Source organism: Terrimicrobium sacchariphilum (assembly GCF_001613545.1).
GTDB classification, from domain to species: domain Bacteria; phylum Verrucomicrobiota; class Verrucomicrobiia; order Chthoniobacterales; family Terrimicrobiaceae; genus Terrimicrobium; species Terrimicrobium sacchariphilum.
Window position 1 is genome coordinate 3176461 of sequence record NZ_BDCO01000002.1, and the last position, 21570, is coordinate 3198030.

Annotated in this window: 15 protein-coding genes; 2 read left to right on the plus strand and 13 right to left on the minus strand. The window is 59.0% G+C overall.

What is annotated here, in order from left to right; all coding sequences use genetic code 11:
• Positions 1-83: 83 nt before the first annotated feature.
• Together TSACC_RS14925 and TSACC_RS14930 are read right to left on the minus strand one after the other, a co-directional pair.
• Positions 84-1208, minus strand: coding sequence for a GntR family transcriptional regulator (locus TSACC_RS14925; protein WP_075080036.1), 1125 nt, complete (start codon positions 1206-1208; stop codon positions 84-86).
• Positions 1209-1352: 144 nt separating this feature from the next.
• Positions 1353-2783, minus strand: a complete 1431-nt coding sequence (locus tag TSACC_RS14930; RefSeq protein WP_084400629.1) for a Gfo/Idh/MocA family protein — start codon at positions 2781-2783, stop codon at positions 1353-1355.
• A gap of 94 nt (positions 2784-2877) precedes the next feature.
• On the opposite strand from TSACC_RS14930, the gene TSACC_RS14935 reads away from it, so the two are divergent.
• Positions 2878-3723, plus strand: a complete 846-nt coding sequence (locus TSACC_RS14935) for an AraC family transcriptional regulator (RefSeq protein ID WP_075080038.1) — start codon at positions 2878-2880, stop codon at positions 3721-3723.
• 135 nt (positions 3724-3858) lie between these two features.
• Here the strand turns inward: TSACC_RS14935 and TSACC_RS14940 are convergent, their stop codons facing one another.
• The 6 genes from TSACC_RS14940 to TSACC_RS14965 all read right to left on the minus strand — a co-directional run bounded on the left by TSACC_RS14940 (position 3859) and on the right by TSACC_RS14965 (position 13590).
• Positions 3859-4263, minus strand: a complete 405-nt coding sequence (locus tag TSACC_RS14940; RefSeq protein ID WP_153811456.1) for a hypothetical protein — start codon at positions 4261-4263, stop codon at positions 3859-3861.
• A gap of 93 nt (positions 4264-4356) precedes the next feature.
• The gene (locus TSACC_RS14945) at positions 4357-6975 is read right to left on the minus strand and encodes a DUF748 domain-containing protein (protein WP_075080040.1); all 2619 of its coding nucleotides are present in this window, start codon (positions 6973-6975) and stop codon (positions 4357-4359) included.
• Positions 6976-7071: 96 nt separating this feature from the next.
• Positions 7072-8085 (minus strand): alpha/beta hydrolase family protein, encoded by a 1014-nt coding sequence (locus tag TSACC_RS14950; protein WP_169809661.1) that lies wholly within the window; start codon positions 8083-8085, stop codon positions 7072-7074.
• Positions 8086-8111: 26 nt separating this feature from the next.
• The gene (locus TSACC_RS14955; RefSeq protein ID WP_075080042.1) at positions 8112-11453 is read right to left on the minus strand and encodes an SbcC/MukB-like Walker B domain-containing protein; all 3342 of its coding nucleotides are present in this window, start codon (positions 11451-11453) and stop codon (positions 8112-8114) included.
• Positions 11454-11458: 5 nt separating this feature from the next.
• Positions 11459-12112, minus strand: coding sequence for a DUF4194 domain-containing protein (locus TSACC_RS14960; RefSeq protein WP_075080043.1), 654 nt, complete (start codon positions 12110-12112; stop codon positions 11459-11461).
• On the minus strand, positions 12109-13590 hold the full coding sequence (locus tag TSACC_RS14965; RefSeq protein WP_075080044.1) for a Wadjet anti-phage system protein JetA family protein: 1482 nt from the start codon (positions 13588-13590) through the stop codon (positions 12109-12111). Before TSACC_RS14965 ends, TSACC_RS14960 begins: the two co-directional genes overlap by 4 nt.
• Positions 13591-13784: 194 nt before the next feature.
• Between TSACC_RS14965 and TSACC_RS14970 the strand changes: the two genes are divergently transcribed.
• Entirely contained in the window at positions 13785-14177 is a 393-nt protein-coding gene (locus TSACC_RS14970) for a hypothetical protein (protein ID WP_075080045.1), read from the plus strand.
• 22 nt (positions 14178-14199) lie between these two features.
• Here TSACC_RS14970 and TSACC_RS14975 read toward each other — a convergent pair whose 3' ends face one another.
• Genes TSACC_RS14975 through TSACC_RS14995 form a run of 5 tightly spaced genes read right to left on the minus strand, consistent with a single transcriptional unit; the run spans position 14200 to position 21570 of the window.
• A complete protein-coding gene (locus TSACC_RS14975) occupies positions 14200-15315 on the minus strand; it encodes an ATP-binding response regulator (protein ID WP_075080046.1) in 1116 nt (371 codons plus the stop codon).
• Entirely contained in the window at positions 15312-16517 is a 1206-nt protein-coding gene (locus TSACC_RS14980) for a response regulator (protein WP_075080047.1), read from the minus strand. Before TSACC_RS14980 ends, TSACC_RS14975 begins: the two co-directional genes overlap by 4 nt.
• 21 nt (positions 16518-16538) lie before the next feature.
• Complete coding sequence (locus TSACC_RS14985; protein ID WP_075080048.1) at positions 16539-17558, minus strand: response regulator; 1020 nt, start codon at positions 17556-17558, stop codon at positions 16539-16541.
• Between the two features lie 8 nt (positions 17559-17566).
• Entirely contained in the window at positions 17567-20176 is a 2610-nt protein-coding gene (locus TSACC_RS14990) for an ATP-binding protein (RefSeq protein WP_075080049.1), read from the minus strand.
• Positions 20173-21570 carry a class I SAM-dependent methyltransferase gene (locus TSACC_RS14995; RefSeq protein WP_153811459.1) on the minus strand — a complete coding sequence of 466 codons (1398 nt, stop codon included), beginning with the start codon at positions 21568-21570 and terminating at the stop codon, positions 20173-20175. Before TSACC_RS14995 ends, TSACC_RS14990 begins: the two co-directional genes overlap by 4 nt.

The following is a 21570-nucleotide window of genomic DNA, read 5'->3' on the forward strand; positions in this document are numbered from 1 at the left end:
GTCGACGGTCAAAAGAAAGCCGTCCTCATAGGATACAAAGTGTATGCATACGGTTGAGCGCCACCGCTGCATGGGTTGAGAAACTAATCCGACCCGGCTCGGCGCACAGCCTCCACGCAAACACGCCTCCTGCGAGGAGGGACACCTACGCTTTCACGCCAGTTCGCACGGTATGAGACGGTATGTGAGAGAATGACCGAGCGATCACCGTTCCAACGCTGACCGATAATCTCAAGAGCGGCGGATGCGAGCTCGCCGTCATGGATCGTGGCGTCGGAAGTTGGCGGAATGGAGTATACAGCCCTGGGGTCGCTGCCGATGCTGCATAGACTGAGATCGCGGGGAATCTGACAGCCCGCATCTCGGAAAACCACCGGAGCTGGAATCGAGCCCGCGAGGCTACCCGCGATCAGCGCCGTAAATGGCAGCGGTCTACCTCCAAGTCGGCTCAGGTAACGGCGGAGATAGCTTTCCGATTTTGCCGTGCTGTCCTCTCCATATTGAGCCCGAACATCGAGTACGAGAGATTCCTCAATGTCGTTGGACCGACATATTTCCAGAAACGACTCCACGCGCTTTCTGACTTCATCGAAGGGCGGCTCACAATCCAGATAGGCGATCCGCCGATGCCCGCGTTTCTTCAGTCCCAAGATGAATTCACGGATGACCGGTGTGTCATCCCCGGTCACAAAATCGAGACGCTCACCGCTCGTGTCCCGCCCCATTACGACCACGGGTACTCCCCTCGCGGTCAACCGCTGGAGCAGTGGAGAGTGAAAAGTAATCAGCTCTGGAGGGACAATAAACGCGCTGGCCGATGCACCTTCTGAAAAAGCATCCACCTTGAGAGCATCGAAGCGATCCACGATGAGATGCCACCCCCTGGCTCGGCAGGCTTTGTCGAGAGCCTCTTCCTTCAAGTCAAAATGGGCATTTTGATTCTGCGGCCGACAAAAGCACACGGTTGGTTCGGCGTTCTGTCTGGAGGCATAAACCCCGCTTCCCGGACGCCGCTCGATCATTCCGTCATTCTCAAGAAGCCCCAATGCAGACGTCACCGTATGCTGGCTGACATGAAACCTTTTCATCATCGCCCGCACCGAGGGAAGACGTGCACCATCCGCCTTCGCCGCCAGATTCTCGCGAAGGAGATTAGCGAGCTCGACGTATTTCGGAACGGGTAGGTTATCCGCCATGGAGACGAACATCACTAAATACAATCCGTATCCATTGCAATCACTGGACAGAAGAACCGTGTCCCCCGCTCATCGACACTCCGTCCGTTGGCCGGACGGTGGCCTATTTGCCCGAGTGGGAAAAAGACCACCTTACAGTCGCTCTCGATCGAGGAATCAGCGCATTGCCACCTCACCGGCAAGGTCCCCTGCCTTTTCGGGCCTAAGATCGCTGGAAGCAATTTCGCTCCGGGGAAAAGCCGCCCACTCATCGACGCGCAACAGCGAATCAACATGAACCGGGAGTCCCGTCTTGAATGACTCGTTGGCGGCGATTCCCGTCAATATCGAACGCGCGCCATCGATGTGGTTTGCAGCACGTCCTAGAGGATCCGCAAGTTTTCCTCCCTCAAAGATCTCACGCAACATGATCGGATCGCCTCCACCGTGACCGCCCTCACTGGCTGGAATGTCGATGACTTTGGGCTTTCCAAACAAGGGAAGGAGCAGAACCTGCTCGGAACTCGACACGCCTTCGGTCAATGCGCCCGTACCTGCGTTGATGTAGGATGTTTCCTGGTGATTCACCTCGATGCGCCCTTTGGTTCCATTGAAGGCGATCCGATAACCTTCCCACGGAGCATAGGCATGGAGGCTGTACGTCATTTGTGCCCCCGACTTGTAACGGACCAGCACATTCATCGTATCCTCGATCGAGATCCCTTCGCCAAAGACGCTCTGATCCCGCCGATATCCGTCTTCATGCTCGGCATCGAGATAGAGGCTTTTCAAGTTCTCCGACGACCGCAGATCCAGGGCAAAGGGATCACCCGCCGCCTCCGGCGAATCCGTTCCCCTTTCGTAAAACTTCGTCACACCCCGGCTCCTGGCATTTTCCTTGCCGTAGAAAGCGAGCCCGCCCATTCCGAACACCGTTTCTGGCGTGGAATCCAGCCACCAGTTCACAAGATCAAAATGATGAGTCGCCTTATGAACCATGAGACCTCCCGAGTTTGCCTTGTCCCGATGCCAGCGCCGGAAATAATCCGCGCCATGCTGCGTATCCAGCAGCCACTCGAAGTGGACGGATTTCACCTCCCCGATGGCTCCATCCTGAATGAGTTCCTTCACCTTCGAGCGGATCGGCGCATACCGATAGTTAAAGGTGACCGTGAGCTTGCGACCGGTCCGCTCTATGGCTTCCAGGATCTCAACACACTTTTCAATATCCACCGTAAGCGGTTTTTCGGAAACAACGTCACACCCCAGTTCCATCGCCCGAACGATGTAATAGTGGTGGGTACGGTCGATGGAGGACACGATCACCACGTCGGGGCGGACTTCTCGCACGAGCTGGTCAAATTCCTCCGCACGATAGGTCGGCACGGGCGACATCCCATATTTCTGTCCGATCTCCTGATTGTAGAAATTCATTCGTGTGGAGTTCACATCACAGAACGCGACAAGGTCGCAGGAGTCCCGAAAGGTCGAGGCAAGGGCCTGAATGAACATCCACGAACGACCCCCGGTCCCAACGACGGCATAGCGCTTTCTGGCGGGACGAGAGACCGGATCGGTTGTGGCGGAAGAGGAAGATGGTGTTTTCATTGAATGGGCGAAATATCCCACCCGGGCCGGGATGCAGCCATAGATGAAACGCTCAAGGTTTTGACATTTTCGCTCTGGAGAACCAACCTGAGGCATGCTTCTCCTCTATCGAAATCGTGGCAAACGCCGCTACGGCATCGCTCCATTGATTCCCTATCGCCGCGGAGCCTGGGAATTTCAGTTCATCTTCGAAGGACAATGCAATCTCGTCATCAGAAAGGACCAGTCCATACACGTCGAGCGCATCGTCAGTCCGACACTCGTGGTAAGCGGACCAGAGTGCGTGCATGGATGGGGAGGCGAACCATCGGATGCATGCCGCAGCATCATCTTTCACTTTGACGAAGCAGAGTACACGGTACGCTCCATCATCGGCAATGAGGGGCACCGCCGCATCCCATTTCGCGCCACCTTTCTGCCCCTGATCGAGCAGCTCTATGAGCGCTGCGGTGAAGCACGCAAAACCATCGGAGCGACTCCGCTCGAAGCGCAGAGAAACATGGGTGTCCTCGAACCCCTCATCTATCGGATCGTGGCCTCCGAGTTGACGTTGTTTTTCCTGAAACACATTCCGCGAGTGCAGTGGGGCGATCCGCCAAACTATGGAACCTCAAAAGTCAACGAAGCGATGGCCTGGTATGAGGCGAATCTCCAGCAAGGCCCCAACATCGCCGAGGTTGCCGAGGCTATTCACCTATCGGCCAGCCACCTGCGCCGGTTGTTTCACAAGGTGCGGGGGATTTCTCCCCAGCAGGCGTTTACCCACGTTCAGTTTGAACGTGCAAAATGGCTCATGCGCGATCCTGAAATGACGCTGGAACAGATCAGCGAACACGCGGGATTCGGCAGCGGCAGCGCTTTCTCACGCGCCTTCAAGTCGGAATTTCACATCTCGCCTCTCCAATACAGGCAGAAAATTCAGGCTAGGTCTCTCCGGTAGCCGGAACTGAAAAAGTGCACCAACACAAAATCACAGCAAGCAACCGACTGCCGTCCTCGTGCCAAAGGAAACTCCGTGACAGCATTCGCCGCCTCGCTCAAGACGGACTAAACTTTCTTTGAGAATGCCGTGGAATCAGGCTTTGAGCGACCACTGCGCCTGCCCGATCTTCTGAAGATCTGCCAGCTTTCTCCCCTTGAAGCTAAACCAGACGTGAACATTCTGCGCTTTCATGCCGAGCTTTGAGGCGATTTCCCGGATGCTCAATCCCTTTGAACCAGCCACCTTGAGCAAGCCCAGGATTTTCGCCGAGGTGTCCTTCTTGTCCTCAACTGGAACCGGTTCGGCGAGCTTACGCCGACCGGACGCCTTTCGTATCGGCTGAGCCTCGGTCGTCGCGGCAACTGCCCGAGCGGACACACTCAATTCGGCAATCTGACGATCCAGATCGTCTACCTTTTTAAGCAACGCTTCGCGCTTTTCAGCAAGTGGAACGATCTGGCGGAGGGCGGCGGAAGAAGGAAAGACTTCAGATGACATTCCCCTCACTATGGGTTTGTCGCGTTGCATGACAAGTCATGACTTTCCACCGCGCCCCTTCCTACGCGATAACCGGGAGACTTCCTCGGAGGGTCAGGAGGACTTCTTCGTTGTCGATGATTTGAGCGGCTTTCCTACGTCGGCAGGAAGAGGCTGGAAGGAAATCACAACCCCGGGTTCTCCATCCGCCTCCCGTTCGCCCACGGCGAGCCTCTTGCCATCAACCTTTTTTGCGATCAGAAGATCTCTCACCTTCTCTGCCCGCTGCCGTGCCAGGAGTTGCAATTGGTCAGGCGGGATCTGAACTGCGGCAACGTAGCGGGCGTAGATGGACCGATCCTCCGCACCGAGCTCCGCCTGCTCACCTTTGGAACGTTTCGCTAAATAAATGCTGATCCTTCGTCGCGCCAGGAATCCCACGTCAGAAATCTCCGGCAGCTTGACCTTTGCTCGCGCGTTTTCCACCAGTTGCCGGTCCGCGAGGATCGGCAGATCCTCTGTTCCGATACGCCCTCGCAGGCTCAGTTGCACCTCCGGCCGCTCCGCCAGCAGCCTCACCAGTCCGTCGAGCCGGGCGCCTTCGCCCGGAGCAAGATCAGAAGTGCCAGGCTGGCTCTTGATCGCAGCGCCTTTCAGTTGTCCAGGCGAACTTCTGCCGCCCATGCCGATGCCAGCAAGCTTCAGAGGGGAGCTGATCGCACCGAGGATCGATGCCCTCACCGCCGAGGCGACCACCGCGCCCATCGATATCGTGGTCCCCTTTTCGTCTCTCCGCATCGGCACCTGCAGTCGGATATCGCCGCCCGCATCACGGAGCAGGGCGAGCACCAGATTGATCGGCAACCCAAATTCCCGCACAAACCAGTCCGGATGGCTTAAGGAAAGTCCGAGCTTGTTGAGTACGATATCGTTGTCGATCGTCATGACATCACCCTGCATCTTGAGGTTCGTCTTCAAGGAAAACCGTCCTCCGTCCAAAGTCACCCCGGCGTCTTTTGCATACGGGCTGAACGTCGGCAAATCCAACTCCTGCAAGCCGATGGCAAAATCCCCGGTTTGGTCGCCCCTAAGGCTGCCCTCAAGCGAAAACCGGGAATCCGTCGGCAGCATGGCCTGGAGAGAGAGGGCTTCAAAGGTCATCTCGGGGAACTCCATATTGCGGAGGATCACATCCATGCCTCGCACCGTAGCCTGCGCAACCGCAGTGGTATCCCGCATCTCGATCTCGCCGCCCTTGATCTCCAGGAGGTCAAGGGTGGCACGGCCAATCAACTGCTCCTCCTTGCTATCGCGCTCCAGGATCCCCAGAACGAAGGCTACCATCGTCGCCTTTTGTGCCGGGTCCCATCCGAGAAAAGTCTCCAGCATCGGCCAGGGGTGAGTGTAGAGAATGCGAGGCTCCTGCAGACTGATTCTCTCAATCGCCACAATTGGCAGAGGCGATGTTCCACCACCCACCGCCAGCGGTATTACCGCCTCCTTCATTATGACATCCAGCCTCCGCCAGCCAAGAGCGAATCCCGCACCGGATGGGTCAGCCGCAGAAAAATTTTCCACCGTCGTGCGGCCCGCCAGACGGATGCCCGGCGAACCATCGGCCCCGGCGAGATCCGCTGTTATCCGCAAATCTCCGCTACCATCCGTGGATTTCAGCCACGCTGCGAGGTCAGGCAGCGCTGCCAACAAAAGCGGAGCAAAGGAAATCCCATCCCATTTCAGCGTTCCCTTGTAGTATGGCGGGAGCACCCCCGCTTCTCCCGAGAGATCGACCTTTCCGTCACCGATCTGCAAAGCCAGCTCAAAGGGGAAACGCTTTCCCTGCTCTGCTGTGAGACCTGAGGCTTTCAGCTTCAGCATCACATCCAAGGGACCCTTCGCACTCAGCCAGGTGAACTCCGCACGATCAACATTGACCCGTTTGATACGAAATCCCGATCTACCCTCGGATGTCGCACGGACTGTCGACCGGGCAACTGCTTCCTTCTTCGCGGCAGCCGGCTGGTCGGAGAGGATCAGTTCACGCTTCACCTTGAGAATCGGACCGTTCACAGCTACTGACCCGAGACCAAATTCCGAGTCTCGCAACGAAGCCTCGTCGATCTCAAAGTTCTCCAGTGAAAACACGAGCAGTTCCTGTCCCGTCGGGACATCGAGGATCTTTACATTCGGGTTTCGCAGGACAAAACGCCGCACCTCAACCGGCCAGTTGCGAGATGCTGTTTTGTCAGATGGTGATGTCTTCTCTCTCGTTGCTGGAGCAAGAGGCTTCGCATGCCTCAATGGATCGATCTGGCCGTCAGCCTCGCGCAGCAGGCGAACGGTCGGCGACTCCAGGGCAAACTCCTTTAGCAGCAATCGCCCTTTGATCAACTCCCACCAGGACCAATGGAATGCGACCCGCTCGATATGCAGGAGGGATGCCTTTGGGTCTATGATCCGTGGATGCAATGCAGCATGCCATGGGGTGCCGACCTCAGCCACAGCGCCGACACGGACATTCTCCAGCACCACGCCTCCGGTCAGCAGCGAGAGATCGACATTTTCCACCCGGGCAGGCAGCCCGAGATAGTATTGGGAATAATAGGCCGCCGCCCGTTCAATCACTGTGGGCAGGATGGCGCGTACCCCAACAAGCGCCACGAGCACCAGTCCCGGTGGAATGATCCACCAGCGCCTTCGCCCGATCCAGGCCGCGATCTTCTCCCAGGACATCGATGAGGTCATTCCGCACTCCGGAGTTACCACCGCACCTTAGCCTGATCCCAGCATCCGGGAAATGACGATTTCACTGCCAGCCCGGACAAACATTCACAGCCACCTGAGTAAAAACGCCTCTGCCTTTCCATCGATATCGTACTCGTGCCCGCCCGAGTGCGTTCGCCTTTCAAACCGGTCTCCCAGGCCAAGGGCTGCGTAACATTTCTCAACCTCCTCACTCGGGACGAAAAATCCCTCCACCGCAAACACATCATCCACCTCACCCGCCTCAAGGAAGAGCGGACGAGGACAGATCATGCGGGCGATCTCGCCATCGAGGAACCGTAATGCGCTACCAGTCCACACGAGATCCTCCCAGTTGTAGCGGAAGCGGTCATTTACAAAGCACGAGGCCACTGCGACCCGGATGCGCGGCTCCATAGCGGTGAACGCCAGGGTGTAGAATCCCCCGTACGAAAGGCCCGCCATGCCAACATGTCCTGGATCGATCTCAGGATGCTCCAAAAGCCAGTTAAATGTCCCCTGCAACTGGCAAAGATCGAAGGCCACGCGTGATCCGCCGAGATGCCGGAACTGCCGGTCGAGGAGATATTGGTCAAACTTTGGCTCCTGGCCATCATCCCAGACGAGCAACTGTTGAGCAAAAACCGCGATTCCGCGTTCGCGCATCCCCCTGACAAGCTGGTTGTAGTTGGCCGACCCGATCTCTGTCAGCCCGGCAGCTAATTCGGGACTTCCTTTGCCGCCATGCTGCGCGATCACCAGGGGATAACTCCCCTCCGCCGGCGGGAGAAAGAGTAGTCCATACGTGCGAACAACGCCAAAAATTCGCTGACTGACACGAAAGACGCGTCCCAAGGCATCTCTCGAAATCAACTCGCACTCCGTTTCAGGGCTCGCGGCAGGCTCCGTCAGCGGCCAGCCGAGCAGGCGTTTCCACTCCTCGCGATAACCCTGAAGACTATCAGCATAGGACTGGGCATCAGTCATATCCGGCTGAAACCACTCTCGGCGGGATGCGGCGGCAAACTCTCGGCGCTGCGCGAGAAATGTGCCGAGCGACTCCAATAAGGCTGCGCGTTCATGGGTACCGGGTTTGCTCATGGTTCGTAAATGGTAGAAGAGCTGCTTCAGGAAAGGATCTCGCGGAGCCGGTCGCGGTTGACGCGCACGACCCAGTTCTCGATGTGGTTCACCGCGCCGGTCTTGTCGTGGTATCCGCGCTCGACGCGGCATTGCACGACAGTCTCGGCGTGTTCGATCATGGTCGGCAGACGGTCTTCCGGGAAGGCCATCACGAGCTGGAGGCCAAAGTTGCGCGCCAGGGCGAGGCAGTCGTCGATGCGGTCGCCGGAGAGCTTGCTGAAGGCCTCATCCATCACGACCAGCCCGAGCGTCGGCTGCCCGCCCCGCCCGCCCACGTCGTAAACGCGATGAAACGCCGCCAGCGTGGCCACGAAGAACGGCGCCTGGTTTTCGCCGCCGCTCTGTTTCTTTGCGCTCTTGTTGAGGGAGATCGCCGCCTCGTCGCCCTTGCCACTCGGGCGGGCCTCGATGTCCCAGCGATGATAAAACCGGTAGTCGAGCGCGCGTTGGCCCTTTTTGTCGTCGGGATTGTCGACGGATTCGATCGCGGCCATCAGTTCCTCCTTGGCCTTCTCGATCTCCTCGCGTTGCGCGGAGTTGAAAAGACCCATGTCCTCGCCGGAAGGCAGGCCTTTCTCGACCAGCGCCCAGATCGCGCTGTGCGCGCGGTCGCGGTGGCTGACGATCTGGTAAACGATGCCGCCGATGTCGTGGAGCATCGCCTTGTTCAGCTCGCGCTTCGTGCGCTCTGCTTCATTGATCTTGTCGCGGAGGACATCGAGCACCTGATGCTGGAGCCGGTCCTCCCACTCGGCGCGGGCGCGCTCGGCCTCGGCCTGGAAACGATCCAGCTCCTGCTCGCCCAGCTCGCGGCACCGCTGGTCGTAGCGGTCATTGTCCTCATCGTCCGGATCAAAGACCTCGGCCATCTCGCGATGCACGAGAAGAAACTCGCGCCGGGCGTCATCGCGGTTGCGAATAGCCTCGGCCGCACGATTCTGCTCCGAGGACGCCGCCTCGATCGAGGCCTCGATGCGCTTCGACCAGGAGGAAAACTGCCGTCGGGCCTTGGTGATGTAATCCGCGATCTCGTCGTCGAGCACTCCGCTGAGACGCGCCCGGCTGAGCTGGCGCTCCAACCGCAGCCTCGACTCGTCGTCCTCCGCCGCCCCGGCACGGTCGCGCAGCTCGCGGATGTTTTGATCCACCGCCTTCAGCCGCTCGTCGAGGCGCACGGCGCGCTCTGTCGCTCCGCGCTCGTCGCTTTCCAGCCGCTGCAACTCCGCCACGGCCTTTTCGCGTTCCGGCGTGGAGAGGAGCTTGATCGTCTCCTCACGAATGTTGCGCTCGCGCTCCGCCTCGGGAAGCCGCTGGAGGGCATGGGCGACCTTGGGAATCTCGGGGTGAATGAGGTTGCGCTTCTCCGCACGGTCCAGCCAGGAACGCCAGTCATTGCGTTCGCGCCGGATGCCACTGAGCTCGTGGCGCACATCAGTGATCTCCTTTTCGCGGATCTCGCGCAGGCGGCGCAGGCCTTCCTCGCCGATGGTCAGCTCCTTCGCGGGCTTGAGCAGCACGCGGCGCGGCGGGTCTTTCAGCCAGCCGTCGCGGGACAGGGCACGCTCATGTTCGTCGAGAAAGGTCGGATGCTCGACCGGCATGATCTGGCCGAGCAGGCGGTCGAGGTAGGCTGAGGCAGCCTTGTGCTTCACCTCAAAAAAATCGCGGAGGCTGCCCCGGAGAGGCTTGGCCTCCGCTTTCCCGAGTTCCGCCGGGTTCAGCAGCACTTCGTCGGCACTGGAGATGCGCTGGGCCACTTCCCAGGCCGCATCGAAATTCTCCGCTAGGATCGAATGACGCTCCCCGGCCAGCAGGGTTTCCAGCAGCGGCCACCAGCTTTCCGCAGAGGGCTTCACCTCGATGACTCGTCCGAAGGCCTGCGCCTTCACTCCCGCCTCGTGCAGAGCCTCCAGCAGCGGAGCGGAGGCGGTGCGATCCTTCTGGTAATTCTCCAGATCGCGTACGAGTTCGGCTTCCCGCCGCTCCGCACGCCGTATGGCCTCCTCCAATTCCGTGAGGCGCACCTTCGCTTGATCCTGCAAACGCGAACCCTCGCGCGAAAGCCTCGCCACGGTTTCAAGTGCCGCCGCCTCGTCGGTATCATTGAGCACCTCGACCAGATTGAAACACTCCTCCAGCGACTCCAACCCGAGCTGTTCACCGAGGCGCAGCCAGTCGCGCCAGTCCTGGGAATAGTCGCGCAAGAACTGTCCGGCCACCTTGCGCGCCTCGCGCAGGGTGGTGAGTTCGCGTTCCAGCTTTGCCAGCTTCTCGCGCTCCTCGCTCAGTCGGGCGATCTGGGAATCACGCCCGACCACAAGACGCACCTCATCGAGCTGCTCGCGATAGCGGTCGCGCTCACTGACGGCTTCCTTGCGGGCAAGCAGGTTGTTTTTGTTTTCCTCGACCAGCGTGCGCAGCTTCGTCTGGTCATTCTGCAACCGCTCGGAGGCTTCCTCGTGAGCCAGCGCGTCGCGCAGGTGCGTCCACAGTGCAGCCTCGCGCCGATGCTTCGCCGCGACGGCATGAAGCTCGCCGATCTTTGTCAGGCGCACGTGCTGGTCGCGCATCTTGTCGAGGCGCTCCTTGGCGCGGCGGTGAGCATCGACGCTTTCCTTCACCGCCCGCACGTCGGGCATTCCCGCCTCCAGAAGGTAATCGCGGATGAACGCCTCGAAGTTGCTCTCCGGCTGAAACGCCATCGCCTTGGGCAACGTCTTGTTCATCTGTTCGCGGTCAAAGTGCAGGCCGGAGCTCTGCCGCATCTCCTCGAGATACGTACGCTGGTGCTCCCAGGTTTCGCCGCCGAGGTCGCGCTTGAAATGCACGCGAAATTCATCCTCCGGCAAAAACTCCTCGCCGCCGAGCAGCGGGTTTTCCCGCAGGAAATCACTGCGCTCCAGCCGCGTCGGCACGGTGAACCACAGCGTGCGCCCCTTCCCCGTCGGGCTGTCAAACTCGATGCGCGCCCCCCACGTCTGCCGGCGCGGCTCCGTCTCGCCCTCCAGCAGCGGAAACTGAAACTCCAGAGCTGCGATGGTCACACCGCTCGTGCGCAGATAGCGCTCCTGCCCGTCGCGGCCCAGCGTATTCGTATCGCACAGGCAATATCCGCGCAGCGTGCGTCCGCTGCCCGCCCCGGCGGCGGCCTTGTTGAAACGGCTGAGATTCTCTCCCAGCATGACAAACTGAATCAGGTCGAGCAGCGCGCTTTTGCCCGAGCCGTTCGCCCCGGTGATGAGCGAAAGCCCGCTGATGTCGATGAACTGCCGGTAGCCGTACCAGTTCACGGCGACAATCCGGCTCAAGGTAATACGAGAAGTCACGAGGATCAGGAAATAACAGGTTCTTCAGTCTCCGGCTCGCCGTCGCGCGGGGAGGCCATGTCGACGCGCTCGCGCCACTGCTCGATGGAGTCAAACGGGATGGCACGGGCCAACGACGGCAGCACCTCGATGAGGAGATCGCCGGATTGCGTCATGTCCTCCGGGCGCTGGGTGCGAATGAGCCGGTGGCGCTTCAGGCGGCTGAGCGCGGCCTCGATCTGGGATTTCTCGGGGGGCTCGATCCGGTCAAAGAAGACGCGGAGCTTTTCCCAGAGGTCGTCGAGCCGCATCAGCACGGCGGAGCTGGTTCCCGCCGTCTGAGCCTCGTCCCATACGCGCCAGAGGGTGAGGAGGATGAGGGTTTCGTCCTTGGTGAAGTTCCCCAGGAGCTGGCACGACTCCATGCGCGGGCGCGCCTGCAGGAGCAGTGCCTCGTCATCCACGATGAGCTCGAGGCCCAGCGGAGCGAGATAGTCCTCCAGCCGGAAGCGATGATGATCCCGCGCCAGCAGGAAAAGCTCCCGCCCGCTGCCGGTGTCACCCAGCAGTACGCCGCGACCGAGCAACTCCGCCAGGATGTCGCGCAGCGGGGCGCGGTCCTCGGCGGCAACATCAGCCCAAAAGCTGGGCCAGAGGGGGTCGGTACGTTCGGCGGTCATTGCGTGCGGTTTACCTCAAAGCGGTCCATCAGCCAATCGAGTTGCGCATCGCGGGCGACCTTTTCGGGTTCCAGCCCCGAGGACCGCCGCAGGCCATCGACCTTCCAGCGAATGGTGCGCCCGTTCTCGTCCTGGGCGTGGTCGTAGGCGACGATGGCGAGCAGGTCGAGGAGTTCGTCCGTGTTCTCCACGGCAAAGTCGCCTACCGCGCCCTTCTCCCCTTTTTTCGGAAGAAACTTCGCGACCAGTTTGGCGGCGCGCAGCGGGGTGAGGGCCAGCCTCTGGCGTTCGCGCAGGGCGGCGAGCGCAGCCGATTCGTCCTCCGGCGTGGCCCGGCCGGTGGCAAAGGAAAGGTCGGCGGGGGTGCGACGCTTGTGCATTTTCCAGAGCGACTCGGTGCCGTGCAAAAACCGCGTCTCCGGGCAAAGCGGGCGGAAGTCCGGTGCGATGTTGGCAAAGATGCGGAAATGTCCGCCGCCATGGGCGTGGTTGATCGCGTCGCAGTATGCCCTGACGAGCTCCGGTCGGCGGCCACGAATCTCGGTCTGGTAGCGGTAGCGCTGCTGCGAGAGACGGTTAAAGGCGGCCATGCGTTCGTCGATGGCACGCGCGATCTCGCCCAATCCGCCCAGGCTTCGTTCCAGCCGCAGCAAGATCGTGTTGGCCCGCGTCGCTGCTTCGGCCTCGTCGTAGCCATAATGTTCGCGTAAACCCTCCGCCAGCCTGTCGCGGGTCAGCGGATCGTCCCGCCCGTCGCTCACCCTGGCCCGGGCGGCGCGAAGCCGGGAAATCAGCCCGCCCTTGCTCAGCACGTCGTAGCAGACCATGTGCTGGCCTCGGGAAAACTCGGTGTAGAAAACCTGCAGCGTCTCCAGCGGGGACTCAGAATGCCGCTGGCGCATCTCAAAGCTCGCGATCAGTTTCTCCACCGAGTAAAGCTGCGACACCGCGAGATCGAGCCGCTGGTTCAAATCATGCACTGTCCCCCGCAGGTCGTCGCCACTCTGGGTCAGAGGATCGAGGGCGTGGTTGCGCTCCAGCGTTTCGCAGACTCCGCGCAGTGTATCAGCAAAGGCCTGAAGTTCAGCAACTTGATCTTCCACCAGTGTGCGAAGCATGCCCAGAAGCAGACGCAGCCCCGGGGAAATAATGATGCGCCGATCGTGCAACCCGAGCGTCTGCTCCTCCACCCAGCCCGCGGCAAGGAGCTTGGTCAGGAAGACACTGGCTCGCTGGCGGACATCGCGCAGCAACGCCCCCTCATCCTCGTCAAAATGCACGGATGGATGCGCCAGCAGCACCTCACGAATGATTTGCTGCGCATCGAGTAGCGGCAGCCGTCCCGCCAACCCTGCCTCCTCCTCCAGACGACAGGCGCAATCGACATAGACAGGCGCAGAGGGGCGGGTCAACGGCCGGAAGAAATCCGCCGAAACCGTCCTGCTCAATCGAGTGCTCAGAGGGATCTCAGATGCCATGTTGGGGTCTTCGAGGGAACTCGCCTTGGTATCCCTTTGCCGATGGTGCGACAAGGATTTCCGGCTTTTCCGCTGGAAACCACGCCCCCCCCCCGATCCCGCCTTCAGGCAGCAGCGCCATTTCCCTTGTCGTTTGAAGATTGCGGCCACCGGGTTTCAACCGTAAAAACACGCTGCTGCCGCAAATATCGTCCATGCCCATTGATTCATTGAAAATCGAAGAATCCGCCAAATCTCTAGTTTCCCAGTTGGTCCTGAAAGAGCTTCCCTTGGCGGTCTACGACCCAAACCAACCCCGCCGCGTTCGCGTACCGGTCACCTCGTTCACGATAGAACTCCTTGAAATCGAGGAAGATGAGGGTCGTATAACCGTCTGTGCCGCAGGACCGGTCATCTTGCAAACGCCGAACGGACCTTGGGAGAATCATCTCCGGCTCTATGCACCCATGGAGATCGCAGAAGGAACCTGTCGCCTCGGCAACCGGGACGACGTGCGCACCGCTTATATCGTCCTAACCGATTTCGACCTCGGCACTTGCAAGGAAACTGCTGCTCTGGCCAATGCCGAGTCAGACAGCGCCGGTTAGTGCCCAGGCGGATACAGTTTCTTTAGTCAATCAAATCGACCAGGAGAGTTGCGACGAACTCGATCTCCTTGTTCAATCCGATCCGGCAGTCCACGGTGCCATCCGCGTACTCGGCGATGCGGCGACATGTAGCCAGCTCCAGTCCCAGACTCTTGCTGAACCCGGTGCTTTCTTCGGTCGGTCGGAAGAAGTAAGGCTCGAACAACTGCTCGATGCGCGAGATTCCGGATCGCCCCTGGATCAGCCCCGTATTTTTCACAACCACAGTGAGACGTTGTGCCTCCGTGTCGGACATATACTCCACGTTGCCTTGCAAAAGCACATTTCGCGATTGATGTGAGGCAATACGCACCAGTTTCCTGGCGATCATCTGGATCGAGCGGGAAGCTCCACGCAAACGCAGATCAAGCATCTCGTCCTCCTCGAGCCTGACAACGAGCTCGCGGGAAGCCAAAGGTGCGACAGCCTTGCTCAGGACGTTCCGCAAGGTGAAATCCTCTTTTACGCCTTCGCTGGCCAAGTGAGATGCCCCGATATAATCCACGATCTCCATGAGAATGTCATGGAGGTGGCTTCCGGAGTTCTGGATATTATGGACCCAGGCCTTTTGCTCTTCGTCGAGGTCGACCTCCGACAATAATTCCGAGAACCCGAGGATCGAAGTCAACGGAGTGTTGAACTCATGACAAAGCAGCGACAGGAAGTTATCGTGCACACCCATCAGGCGTTGCTGCATCTCCCGCGTCCGGCGGGTATTCTGGTCGTAGTCCTGGATGCCTTTGGAAATGACCTCCTTGAGGCGGTTCTGCCGGAAAGGCTTGGTCAGATAGCTGTAGGCTCCGAGATTGAGGGCCTCGATGGCAGACTCGGTGCTCTCATAAGCAGTGAGGATCACTACGTTCTGCATGGCATGAAGCTGCTTGAGCCGCCGGAGCGTCTCGAGGCCCGAAATGCCATCCATCCGGAGATCGAGCAGCACCACCGGAAAGTCCTCCTGTTTTGAGAGTTCTATTGCCTCTTCCCCCGAGGCTGCAGCCGTGATGTCGTACTCGTCATTCAGGCAATAATCGAGCGTCTCCCGAACCAGAGGTTCGTCGTCAACTACCAGTACTTTCCTATGGGGGCGCTCAGCGATCATGACCGGGACAAGGTATTGTATGGCTCCGGAAACGACTTGCCGAGAAAATCCGTTCCCTCAAGAGGAAATCGCCGCCCGTTGATCGGCAGAAAGATACGAAAGCAAAGCCCATCTCCCTCCGCCTTTCGATGCACCTCGAAGGTTCCTCCATGATGGCGTGCGATAAAGTAGCAGGCAGCCAGGAACACCCCGAACTCCCTAGGATTTCCGCCTCTTACGTAAAAAGGCAGGAGGAAATTCCCCGGATCAACGCTCGCAGAAACCGCGCTGTAATCCTCAAACTCGATATCCACCCCCTGGCATTCGCCATTTCTTAAGTGCTTGGAAAACACAATACGCAGAAGGCTATCGGGCGGAAGCGAGACCGCCTCCTCGGCGATCATGAACCGGAACAGCTTGCCGATTTGACGCGCAGAACCATGGATTTCCGGCAGATCCGCCGGAATGAGCGCCTCAATCTGCAACTGCTTCTGCTCACGTATGGAAACCATTTCCGCCAGGGTGCGATTGAATACAGCCCGCAAATCAAGGACTTCCCGATCACAATCGCGTAAAGGTGCGCTGATCTGCTCAAACTCTTTTAGGGTCCGCGAAACCTCATGAATATGGTTGCGGACTTCCTGCAGGAATTCCAAAGAGCAAATCTGGTTCACCGGCTTGTTGGCGATCAACTGGTCAAGCAGGAAGGTCATCGGACACAGGGCGTTGTGCACATAGTGCCCGAGTCTCGCCGCGATCAGGCCCACGTCATATACCCGGTCATCTGTGACAGGATGCGCCATTTCATCCCCCGGGAAGACCAGCCCTGGTCTGCCCGGCAGCCGCCGATTTCGCATTTCCAACGCCTCTACGAGAGTGCGTTCGAGGTCACCGATATTCCATGGCTTGGCCACAAAGGAATGGACTGCTCCGACGTTGATGGCTGAGACGAGAACGTCGAAATCGGAGTACGCGGTGGTCAATATTCTTGCCGTGCCCGGGTATTTGTTGCGGACGACAGTGAGAAGCTCGACCCCCGTGGCTTCAGGCATTCGCTGATCCGTAACGACCGCGCCGATCCGGGGGGCATGTTCGTCAAGCACCTGGAGGGCCGCGGCGGCAGAGGAAGCGGCATAGATGGGAAAGCGCTGTCCGAAGGCTTTGGAAAAGTACTTCAGCGCAAGCGCCTCATCATCGACCAGTAGTATGCCTTTTTGATCCATCCGGGAATTCAGCTGCCGAAGCTACAACCGGGCAATATCCCAGGAGGAAAACTTCCCGGCCAGTGCGTCTATCACGGCATCCTCGGAGGCCGTGGCAGGAACCTCCGCGGATATGTCGCCAATCGTAACGCTTGCAGCTGTATTGGCTGCAGCGAGTGCGTACAGACACTCAAAGAAACGCAGCGAGGACGTCTCCGTGTTGCCTCCCAGGAGGAGTCCAAACAAATCCCGGTGCAGCACCGCATTTGGGGAGGACGGGGTTGATGATACCAGGGAAAACTCCCCCGCCGGCGTCAGCCCATGTTTCTCGGAGAGGTCGACCAGGAGTGCCTGCCAGGCCGCGGAAGGAGTGGGGGGGGTATTGCGCAGCGTCTCCAGCGCTGGCGATAGGTTCGCTGCGCTGGCAAACTCGGAACGAATCAGCGAACCGATTTCAAAGCTCCGGGCTGTCGCCGCAGGCGAAGCCAGAAAGGACGGATTGGCTGGCAAAGCCTGGATCGCCGCAAGCAGCGCGCGCTGAAGTATTGCACGGGCCGCAGGCTCCCAGGACTGCGAGGAAAGCAGCAGCCATTTCACCCGGTCACTGCAGAGGATGCGCTGCAAGGTTGCCATCTTGAGCGCCAACAGTTCGTTACGCTCGGTCAGGACCTGGAAGTAATCCGCCGCTCGCTGAAGCACCATCCCGAGGTCGCGAATCTCCCAGGGTTTGACCACATACTGATAGATGTAGCCCTTGTTCACCGCCTGGATGGCACTCTCCAGATCGGAGTATGCCGTGGTAATGATGCGAACGATCGAGGGATATTGATCCCGCACGATTCCAAGCACCTCGGCACCGAGCATCTCCGGCATTCGCTGGTCGGAGATCACCACACCGATCCTCGCCGACTCCCTTTTCAGCACCTCGAGCCCTTCCCGCCCCGAACTCGCGGTGAAGATCTCGAATTTCTCGGAGAAAGCCATGCGAAAGTACTTTAAGGCCTTTTCTTCGTCATCAATGTAGAGGATTCCGCAACGCGGATTCGAATCGTTGGTCGTCATATGTAGGGCTAGTGTTCGGCGAGTGGCAAAGTGATGGTGAAGACAGCTCCGCCGCCCGGCCGGTTATCTGCGGTAATGCTGCCGTGGTGAGCTTCCATGATGGTGTGGCAAATGCTAAGTCCCATGCCCATTCCTGATCCCACATCGCGTGTGGTAAAGAATGGCTCAAAGATCCGGCCTATGATCATTTCGGGAATGCCTGGGCCGCTATCGGCAAAGTCGATCCTGACAGTGTCTCCGGCAACTGTAGCAGACACGGTGATTTCCTTGGTGCCACCTCCCGGCTTTTCCTGGATAGCCCGCGCTGCGTTGGCAAACAGGTTGATAAACAGATGAATCATCTGGGTCTTCTGGCCTTGAATAGCCAGACCGGCCGGGATCTCCGACCTGACCTCGATGCCCTGCAAGTCGCGCGCCATGATCTTCCGCGCAGATTGCAGCACCTCCTCCAGTGTAAACACGGAGGAGACCCCGGCTCGCTCTGGATAGGCGAACGTTTTAAGATTCGTCACCACATCACTCACCCGAGTCATGCCCTCCTCGATGTCGGCAATAACCTCCTGCATTTCCGGGCTGAGCTGCCCCTGGAACTGCTTGGCGAAGCTGACCGCGGCGAGAGTGTAATTCAATGGATTGTTGATTTCGTGCATCAGACCCGCAGACAGGGATCCAATGGCATTCATCTTCTCACTTTGAATGAGCATGATCTCCGTGCTCTTCAATTTCTCCATCGCAGCGAGGAGTTCGTCATTGCGAGCGCGCAGATCCGCCTGCAGGCGCACCGACCTCAGCAGATTGTCTATACGGGTCAACACCTCGATGCTGCTGAAGGGTTTTGTCAGAAAATCATCAGCTCCCGCCTGGAGGGCATCGATCTTCGACTGCTCGTCGACTCGCGCGGTCAGCAGGACGATCTTCAGGTCGCTGTTCTGTTCGCTGGCACGGAGTTCCTGACAGACCGTCAGGCCATCCCTGCCCGGCATCATCCAGTCGAGCAAAACGATCGCGGGCTTGTGCTCCGCAACGAGAGCACTGACATGCACCCCATCCGGAGTTTGGATCACCCGGTATTTGTCCGCCAGCAGCGAGACGACATAGTTGCGCATGTCAGGTTCATCATCTGCCACGAGCACGGTTTTCTCGCCCTGTCCGACGATGGAAAATTCAAGCTCGGACCCACTCTCCGGCGCACTCCGCCAACTGCGATCCGCCGACCGAAATGCCTGCTCAAAAGGCTCATCTCCAGCTCCTGCCGCCCCAGGCTCCAGGGTCTCTATTCCCTCCGCCCCATCATCCAGGGGCAGACAGACACGAAATGTACTCCCCTGCCCGACCATACTTTCCACCTCGATACGCCCGCCATGCTCGACAACCAGCTCCTTTGCCAGCGCCAGGCCGATCCCCACCCCCTGACTACGGTTGGCCAGGTTGCTCCGGACCTGATGAAAACGGTCAAAGATACGAGGCAGTTCGTCCTCGGCTATACCCACTCCCGTATCCTCCACCTCGATGCAGGTCTCCCGATCACGAGAGAACCAGCGTACGGTGATCAGACCACCGGAGGGCGTGTACTTGAGTGCGTTGGTCAGCAGGTTGACCAGCACCTTCTCCAGCCTGGATGGGTCGGCAATCAGCTTCACAGACGATTGCCTTTCCTCGATTTTCATCCGGAGATTCTTGGAAAGCCCCAGGTGTCGCACCGAATCGACGATCCCCTTGATAAAGGCCGTGGTCGGGATCTCCCGCTTGCGCAGGACCTCGGCTCCCTGATCGAGCCTCGTCAGGTCGAGAAGATCATTGATGAGCTTGAGCAGCCGCAGAGCGTTGCGATGGATCAGGATGATCCCGTCGTGCACCTTCTGGTCAAGGGCCTCGCTCCGGCTGAGGATCGTCTCGACCGGGCCGAGAATAAGAGTAAGAGGCGTACGCAGTTCGTGACTGACATTGGAAAAAAACTGGGTCTTCAACCGGTCGAGATCCTGCAGTTCCCGATTTTGCTCATCGAGTTGATGGCGCAGCCGAAACTCTTCAAACCTCGCCTTGGCCAGATAAAACGTGATGCCGATACAAACCGTCGCGGTAATCACGAGGAAAAAGCCGCCAAAGCCCAGCAAGGGAATAGATCCCGGAGCCTCAAAGTCCGGATTCAGGATGCAGGCCAGGAGAAATGCCAGTATGGAAAGAAAGCACATGCTCGCGGTCTCCACGACAGTCCAGGGCGAGAGGATCGACCAGCAGGTAAGCACCAGGATCAGACCGACAAAGTAGGGCGACTTCGCCCCCTCGGTCCGATAGATCATGAAACACATGGCGGAGTTCACGCTCAACGCTGAGAGCACGCCCAAAGACTTGATCACCGTCAGCCTCTGGCTCTTCCGCTCCAGGTAAAGCACACCGATCAGCAGGATCAGAAAGGCCGCAGTGGCCAGTCGCACCCCGAGAAACGTCAGAAACTCGTGCGGATACAGAAAGTAATCGAGGACGAATCCACCCGGCACGACCAGCACCGAGAGGCCACTGAGTACCATCAGACCATACGCGAGCTTCTCGGAGTTATAGGCACGGTATCTCAGGCGCAGGGCTTGATCCTTGGCCTCCGCAACACTGTCGACACTCATAGAGGCTTGCGGATCGTTAGGAACACGTTTACCCCGGTGTCATCTGCGAAGACCTCCCCCTCGGATCCCTTGGGAGCCAGGCTGAGCAATTCTTCCTCGTTCCGATAGATCAGATACCACTCGAGCAGATGCTCCATGAGGTAGCGCTCGGGGTTGTTCGGATGCACGTTGGTCGTAAGCAACAGGCCGCCCGGGCGCACCCACCGGTAATAAAGCTCGAGCAGATTGCGGCAGACGTTGTCCGGGAAGTAATCAAACAACCCTGCGCAGTAGATCATGTCGTAGCTGGGCAGGAAGCCCTCGCTCTCCAGATGAATGTCCTTGAGCAGGTCGTCGATGGACTTCTGGATAAACTTCAGTGCCGGCTTGTTTCCAGACTCCTCCACCGCCTCGGCTGTGCGGAGCTTCACGTACTCCAGCGTCTCCTCATTGAAGTCCATGAGGTGAAGTGCGCTCTGGCTGGAAAGCGGATTGCGGCGAATGAATCGCTGAATCTCCACGGCGGGGCCGCAGGCGACCGTAAGCGCTGTAAAAACACGCTGCTCATCGTTAACGCGCTCGGCCTCCTCGCCGAGCGTGCGCTCCATGATCGTGACACGGTTGCGATGTGCGATACATGCCGCCACGCTGCTGGTGAGTTCGTGAAAAATCCGCGCGTACGTGGTCGATCCCGTGGTCTGGGACTCCTGGAGGAGCATATTCACCATCTCGTAATCACCCGCATATCCGAGCGGCTTGTAAAAGGTCCTCCAGACAAAGGGTGCGCAGAGCAGATAAGGGTGAATCTCGCGACGGGCGAATGCCTTGTAGATCATGGAGTCCTCCTCCGGGACCCTGGCGGCCTCGTCCTGGAAAAGATACAGGAGCTGCGAGAGCTTCTCCGTCACGACCTTCTCGATCGACTCGCGAAAACGCGCTGCCTTTTCGGGGTGCGCGTTGATGTCGCCGATGATGGCTGTCTCCGCCTCCTCGATCCACCGGCTTGTTTCCGCCAGAAAGTTGGAGAATTTATTGACCGCCAGCTGATAGCCGTCGGAGATGTTTAGTCCGCTCTCCCAGTCACTAATGAATTTCCCAAACTCCTCGCTCAACGCAGGGCCGGGTTCCAGGTGATTGAGAGCGCTCCACGAGTCAATCAGGGTGACGGAAACGATCACCATCAAACCGGTGGAGACGATGCTCGTGACGACCCCTCGGCCTCTGTAAATCACACGCTCGCCGCGCATGACCGAGATTTCCTGGAGAACCTCGCTCATCTGGATCAGGGAGAAGGGATTATATACCTCGAAAACCGCCACTGATCGCGAGATGTGAATCAGCGTTCCACGCCCCCGGATCCCGGAGGTGTTAACGAAGGCTACGAGGCTATCAATTCCGGCAAGTGCTTTTTCCAC

Coding starts and splice junctions, on each gene's coding strand:
- TSACC_RS14925 (WP_075080036.1), bottom strand. CDS start 1,208: ATGTTCGTCTCCATGGCGGATAACCTACCCGTTCCGAAATACGTCGAG.
- TSACC_RS14930 (WP_084400629.1), bottom strand. CDS start 2,783: ATGAAAACACCATCTTCCTCTTCCGCCACAACCGATCCGGTCTCTCGT.
- TSACC_RS14935 (WP_075080038.1), top strand. CDS start 2,878: ATGCTTCTCCTCTATCGAAATCGTGGCAAACGCCGCTACGGCATCGCT.
- TSACC_RS14940 (WP_153811456.1), bottom strand. CDS start 4,263: ATGTCATCTGAAGTCTTTCCTTCTTCCGCCGCCCTCCGCCAGATCGTT.
- TSACC_RS14945 (WP_075080040.1), bottom strand. CDS start 6,975: ATGTCCTGGGAGAAGATCGCGGCCTGGATCGGGCGAAGGCGCTGGTGG.
- TSACC_RS14950 (WP_169809661.1), bottom strand. CDS start 8,085: ATGAGCAAACCCGGTACCCATGAACGCGCAGCCTTATTGGAGTCGCTC.
- TSACC_RS14960 (WP_075080043.1), bottom strand. CDS start 12,112: ATGACCGCCGAACGTACCGACCCCCTCTGGCCCAGCTTTTGGGCTGAT.
- TSACC_RS14965 (WP_075080044.1), bottom strand. CDS start 13,590: ATGGCATCTGAGATCCCTCTGAGCACTCGATTGAGCAGGACGGTTTCG.
- TSACC_RS14970 (WP_075080045.1), top strand. CDS start 13,785: ATGCCCATTGATTCATTGAAAATCGAAGAATCCGCCAAATCTCTAGTT.
- TSACC_RS14975 (WP_075080046.1), bottom strand. CDS start 15,315: ATGATCGCTGAGCGCCCCCATAGGAAAGTACTGGTAGTTGACGACGAA.
- TSACC_RS14980 (WP_075080047.1), bottom strand. CDS start 16,517: ATGGATCAAAAAGGCATACTACTGGTCGATGATGAGGCGCTTGCGCTG.
- TSACC_RS14985 (WP_075080048.1), bottom strand. CDS start 17,558: ATGACGACCAACGATTCGAATCCGCGTTGCGGAATCCTCTACATTGAT.
- TSACC_RS14990 (WP_075080049.1), bottom strand. CDS start 20,176: ATGAGTGTCGACAGTGTTGCGGAGGCCAAGGATCAAGCCCTGCGCCTG.